Annotated in this window: 5 protein-coding genes; 4 read left to right on the plus strand and 1 reads right to left on the minus strand. The window is 69.5% G+C overall.

Annotation, left to right across the window (positions count from 1 at the left end; all coding sequences use genetic code 11):
• The first annotated feature begins 65 nt into the window (after positions 1 to 65).
• The 4 genes from Y706_RS0110910 to Y706_RS0110925 all read left to right on the plus strand — a co-directional run bounded on the left by Y706_RS0110910 (position 66) and on the right by Y706_RS0110925 (position 5583).
• On the plus strand, positions 66 to 1193 hold the full coding sequence (locus Y706_RS0110910; protein ID WP_028276614.1) for an FUSC family protein: 1128 nt from the start codon (positions 66 to 68) through the stop codon (positions 1191 to 1193).
• Positions 1194 to 1272: 79 nt separating this feature from the next.
• Complete coding sequence (gene radA / locus Y706_RS0110915) at positions 1273 to 2646, plus strand: DNA repair protein RadA (protein ID WP_028276615.1); 1374 nt, start codon at positions 1273 to 1275, stop codon at positions 2644 to 2646.
• 158 nt (positions 2647 to 2804) lie between these two features.
• A complete protein-coding gene (locus tag Y706_RS0110920; RefSeq protein WP_156945119.1) occupies positions 2805 to 4931 on the plus strand; it encodes a copper-translocating P-type ATPase in 2127 nt (708 codons plus the stop codon).
• Between the two features lie 16 nt (positions 4932 to 4947).
• A complete protein-coding gene (locus Y706_RS0110925; protein WP_028276617.1) occupies positions 4948 to 5583 on the plus strand; it encodes a class I SAM-dependent methyltransferase in 636 nt (211 codons plus the stop codon).
• Positions 5584 to 5660: 77 nt separating this feature from the next.
• On the opposite strand, the gene Y706_RS0110930 is transcribed toward Y706_RS0110925, so the two are convergent.
• A partial coding sequence (locus Y706_RS0110930; protein ID WP_028276618.1) for an IS3 family transposase occupies positions 5661 to 5878 on the minus strand: 218 nt, incomplete at its 5' end.

Raw genomic sequence — 5878 nt, forward strand, 5'->3', positions numbered from 1 at the left:
CCCGTGCCGTGTCCTGCCGTGCCGGCCGTGCCGGCCGTCCCGGCGCAGCAAATAGACTGGAGGGCATGGCCTCCGCGACTGGACTCTCCGCAAGCGCACGATTCCTGCGCGGCCGGGTCCGCACAGGCTTTGTCCGGAGCCGGAACTCCCTGGGCCCGGCCATCCAGATGACCACTTGCGCCGTGGGCGCCTACGCTTTCGCAGAATACGTCCTGGGTCACAGCGGGCCGTTGTTTGCGGCCACGTCATCCCTTATTGCGCTCGGTTTTTCCCGCGACCCCCGGCTGCGCCGCGTCATCGAGGTGGGCTTGGGCTGCACGCTCGGAATCGTGGTCGGAGACCTGCTGCTGCACTGGCTGGGCTCCGGAATCTGGCAGGCCGCCGTCGTGCTCCTTTTCTCCATCCTGCTGGCCAGGTTCCTGGACAGCGGGACGATTTTCACGACGCAACTGGGCCTGCAGTCGGTCCTCGTGGTGCTCCTGCCCGCACCGATCGGGGGCCCGTTCACCCGCAGCATCGACGCCGTGGTGGGCGGAGTGTTCGCGCTGCTGATGACCGTCCTCGTTCCCAAAGACCCCCGGCGTGAACCCCGCAGCGACGTCAAGAAGCTCCTGCACGAGCTCGCCGAGGTGCTGCGGGAATGCGCCTCGGCGCTGAGCTACAGCGATTCCACCCAGGCCTGGCATGCCCTCATCCGGGGCCGGAACTGCCAGCCGCTCGTCGACGCCATGCGCCAGTCGCTGCGTGCCTCCGGCGAAGTGGCAACCCTGGCCCCCGCCTACCGGCGGCACCGGGACGAACTGGACCAGATGGAGCAGTCGCTGGACTACATCGATCTCGCGCTGCGCAACAGCCGGGTCTTTGCGCGCCGACTGACCAGCGCCATCAACCATGCGGCGCTCTCGGACGAGGCCACCCAGAACATCGCCGAGGTCCTGCAGGAGACGGCCGCCGCCGTCGACGAGCTCTCGCTCGGCCTGGCGGAAGTCCACGACGGCGCCCGCCGCGCCCACCTGCGGACAGCACGCTCGGAGCTGCGGGAGATCGCAGGCCGGCTGCATCCGCGGATACTGGACGTCCAGCGGCTGGAGGGCGAAACGGTGGTCATGTTGTTCCGCCCGCTCATGGTGGACCTGCTCGAGGCCGCCGGGCTGGATTCCAAGGAAGCCCGGGACATCCTGCCCCCGCTGTAGCTGCTGCAGCTGGCGCACGGGCCCTGCTGACCCCGCCGCCGGCGCACTTGTTGTCGCTGGCCCCCGATAGTGTGGACCAATGGCTACGAAGACTTCCCGGGGGCCGAAGGCGCCCGGCTATAAATGCGCCGAATGCGGCTGGACGACGGCCAAGTGGGTGGGCCGCTGCGGCGAGTGCCAGGCGTGGGGCAGCGTGGAGGAGACCGGCACCGCCGTCGCCCGGACGACGGCGGCCACGACGGTCCTGGAACCGGCCCGCCGGATCGCCGACGTCGACGCCACTACCGCCGCGTTCCTGCCCACCGGCGTGGATGAACTCGACCGCGTGCTCGGCGGCGGGCTGGTGCCAGGGGCCGTGATCCTGCTGGCGGGCGAGCCCGGGGTGGGCAAGTCGACGCTGCTGCTGGACGTTGCGGCCAAGTTCGCCCGCACGGCGCAGGACGTCCTCTACATCACCGGCGAGGAATCCGCGGCCCAGGTCAAGCTCCGCGCGGACCGGATCGACGCCGTGGCCGAATCCCTGTACCTGTCCGCCGAAACTGACCTGGGGCAGGCCCTGGGGCAGGTGGAGAAGCTGGAGCCGCGCCTGCTGGTGGTGGACTCCGTGCAGACCCTCAGCAGCGCCGACGTCGAGGGCAGCGCCGGCGGGGTGTCCCAGGTGCGCGAGGTGGCGGCGTCCCTGATCGCCGCGGCCAAGAGCCGCAACATGACCACGCTGCTGGTCGGGCACGTGACCAAGGACGGCTCCATCGCCGGGCCCCGGCTGCTGGAACACCTCGTGGACGTCGTCTGCCAGTTCGAAGGCGAACGGCACTCGCGGCTGCGGCTGCTGCGCGCGGTCAAGAACCGCTACGGACCCACCGACGACGTCGGCTGCTTCGATCTGAACGAGGACGGCATCGAGGGCCTCGCCGATCCCAGTGGGCTGTTCGTCTCCCGGACCAAGGAGCCCGTTTCGGGAACCTGCATCACGGTCACGCTGGAGGGCCGCCGGCCGCTGCTGGCCGAGGTGCAGGCGCTGCTCGCCGAGAGTGCCAGCTCCCAGCCCCGCCGCGCCACCAGCGGGCTCGACAGCTCGCGCGTCGCGATGCTGCTGGCCGTCCTGCAGCAGCGCGCCGGCTGCCTGCTGAACAAGGACGACTCGTATGTGGCAACGGTCGGCGGGGTCAAGCTCAGCGAACCCGCCACGGACCTCGCCGTGGCGCTGGCGGTGGCTTCGGCCAAGGCCAGGAAGCCGCTCCCCCAGCGGCTCATAGCCTTCGGCGAGGTGGGCCTGGCGGGCGAAGTCCGCCCGGTGCCCGGCATCAACCAGCGCATCCAGGAGGCGCACCGGCTCGGCTTCACTCATGCCGTGGTACCGGCCAGCCCCAACGGGCACGGACCGGTTCCGGCGGGCTTCTCGGTCCGCGAGGTCGGCCACCTGGCCGAGGCCCTGGGACTGCTGATCAGCTGACGCCGCGGAAGCCGGGCGCCCCGGTGGTCTGGGACCTGGGGACGATGCGAGTTGCCAGAGGTCCGCTGAGGCTGGAAATGCCCTCTTGCCAAACATACCCCCCGGGGGTATGTTGGGCGTAGCCGCAGATGACTGAGCATCCGTCAGGAGCACACACCATGGAACACCGGCACAGCAGCCCTGGCGCGGACCAGGGCCTCCGAAACCACAGCCCGGGCGGGACGCCGCACGGCGACAATGCTGTGGGCTCCGCCGCGGACGAGCACACGGTACACACTCACGGCCAGCATGCCGGGTACAGCGTCGCGATGTTCAGGGACAGGTTCTGGCTGTCACTGGCCCTGGCCGTGCCGGTGGTCTTCTTCAGCCCCATGTTCGCGGAACTCCTGGGCTACGCTCCTCCCGCCTTCCCCGGCTCAGCATGGATACCGCCGGTCTTCGGCACGGCGATCTACCTCTACGGCGGCCGTCCGTTCCTCCAGGGCGGACTCAATGAACTGAAGACGCGAAAACCGGGGATGATGCTGCTGATTGCCATGGCCATCAGCGTCGCCTTTATCGCCTCCTGGGAGACCAGCCTCGGCATCGGCGGTTTCGATCTCGACTTCTGGTGGGAGCTGGCGCTGCTGGTCCCCATCATGCTGCTGGGCCACTGGATCGAGATGCGCGCCCTCGGCTCGGCGCAGGGTGCGCTGGATGCCCTGGCGGCGCTGCTGCCCGACGAAGCGGAACGCGTCACGACCGCCGGCACGGAGACCGTCAGCCTCGCCGAACTCCGTGCCGGGGACACCATCCTGGTCCGCCCCGGCGGCCGGATGCCGGCCGACGGCACCGTCAGCGGCGGGCAGGCCGAATTCGACGAATCCATGATCACGGGCGAATCAAAAACCGTCCTGCGGGCCCCGGGGGATCCCGTGGTGGCCGGCACCATCGCCACTGACAACTCCGTGAGGGTCCGGGTGTCGGCCATCGGCGAGGACACGGCCCTCGCCGGGATCCGGCGCCTCGTGGCCGAGGCACAGGCCTCCTCCTCCCGGGCCCAGGCCCTGGCCGACCGGGCTGCGGCCTTCCTCTTCTACTTCGCGGCCGGCACCGGCGTCCTGACGTTCATCTTCTGGACCCTGATGGGCAGCCTAGGAGACGCGGTCACCCGCACCGTCACTGTCCTGGTCATCGCCTGCCCCCACGCCCTCGGCCTTGCCATCCCGCTCGTCATCGCCATTTCCACCGAGCGCGCCGCCCGGGCGGGCGTCCTGATCAAGAACCGGATGGCGCTGGAGCGCATGCGGACAGTCGACGTCGTGCTGTTCGACAAGACCGGAACCCTGACCAGGGGCGAACCGGAACTCAAGGAAGTCGCCGCCGCAGACGCGGGAACAACCGGCCAAGACGCTGCGCAGAATACGGTGCTGGCACTCGCGGCCGCCGTGGAGGCTGACAGCGAACATCCCCTGGCCCGCTCAATCGTTGCCGCGGCCCGCGAACGGGGACTGAAGCTTCCGACGGCGGACGGGTTCACGTCGCTGACTGGCCGCGGAGTCCGCGCCACGGTCGATGGCCGCACGGTCCAGGTGGGCGGCCCGGCCCTGCTCCGGGAGCTGGGTCTGCAGGAGCCGCCGGATTTGGCCGCCACGACCGGCGCCTGGCTGGAGCGCGGCGCGGCGGTGCTTCATGTCGTGGACGGCGGCAGGGTCCTGGGTGCTGTCAGCCTCGAGGATGCCGTGCGGCCCGAGTCCCGCCAGGCCGTCCGCGCCCTGCAGGCACGCGACATCAAGGTGGCCATGGTCACCGGCGACGCCCGGCAGGTGGCGCACGCCGTCGCCGCCGAGCTCGGCATCGACGAAGTGTTCGCCGAGGTGCTCCCGGCCGACAAGGACAAGAAAGTGGCGGAGCTCCAGGGCCGCGGGCTGAAGGTGGCCATGGTCGGCGACGGCGTCAACGACTCCCCCGCGCTGGCACGGGCGGAGGTGGGGATCGCGATTGGCGGCGGCACGGATGTGGCCGTGGAATCCGCCGGTGTGGTCCTGGCCGGCAACGATCCGCGGGCTGTGCTGTCAATGCTCGATCTTTCCAGGGCGAGCTACCGGAAGATGTGGCAAAACCTCGTGTGGGCCACCGGATACAACGTCATCTCGGTGCCGCTGGCTGCCGGTGTCCTCGCCTTCGCCGGAATTGTCCTGTCCCCCGCCGCGGGCGCCGTGATGATGTCGGCGTCGACCATTGTGGTTGCCCTGAACGCCCAGTTGCTGCGCAGGCTCAAGCTCAACCCGGCCGCGGTCAGCTGACCTGTTGGAGGCCCCGATGCCGGAAACCACCCGCCGTGAGTCATCATTCGGGAGATCGTATGCCCGGGTGGGTCCGCGGATGGACGCCCGCGGCGCAGCAGAGCACCGCCGCCGGCTCGTGGCGCCGGCGCACGGCTTCGTCATCGAAATCGGGGCGGGCTACGGGGCCACCTTCCCGTTCTACCCTTCCGCGGTGTCCGGTGTGCTGGCCCTCGAACCGGACCCCACGCTCCGTGCGCTGGCCCTCGCCGCCGCCGGCAGGGCGCCTGTGCCCGTCACGGTGAGGGACGGCGTGGCGGAAGCGCTGCCGGCGGCGGATGCCTCGGCCGACGTCGTCGTTTCCAGTTTGGTGCTGTGCAGTGTGCCAGAACCGTCCCTCGCCCTGGCGGAGGTGGTTCGGGTCCTGCGCCCCGGGGGCCTGCTGCTGTTCTACGAACACGTCCGCTCAGCGCACCGCCTGCTGGGGGCCGCCGAAGACCTGCTTACACCGCTGTGGGGCCGGCTGGCAGGCGGATGCCACCCGAACCGTGACACCGCCGCCATGATCGCCGCGGCAGGTCTGAGTGTGCAGGGCATCGAGCGCTTCGGCTTTTCGGTGCTTCCCGGCAATCCGCGGCTGGCCCACGTCCTCGGTGTGGCGGGCAAATCCTGAGCCCGTCCCGGCACAACGAAAAGGGGCGCCTGCCGCGATGAACTGGTCCCCGAAAGTTGGACTGGTTAAGTAGGATCCTAAGCCGCGAGGGCCTGAGCACGGTATTGCACCGGGCTCAGGCCCTCGAGCTTTGTTGAGATTCGTTCGGTGTTGTACCAGCGGATGTATTCGTTCAGTTGGGTCGCCAGTGCGTCTGTGCCGAGAAAACGGACGCGGTGGAACAGCTCTTCCTTGAGGTGTCCAAAGAAGTTCTCCATCACGGCGTTGTCGTAGCAGTTGGCCTTGCGTGACATTG

The organism is Arthrobacter sp. I3 (assembly GCF_000520575.1).
Classification (GTDB): Bacteria; Actinomycetota; Actinomycetes; order Actinomycetales; family Micrococcaceae; genus Arthrobacter; species Arthrobacter humicola_A.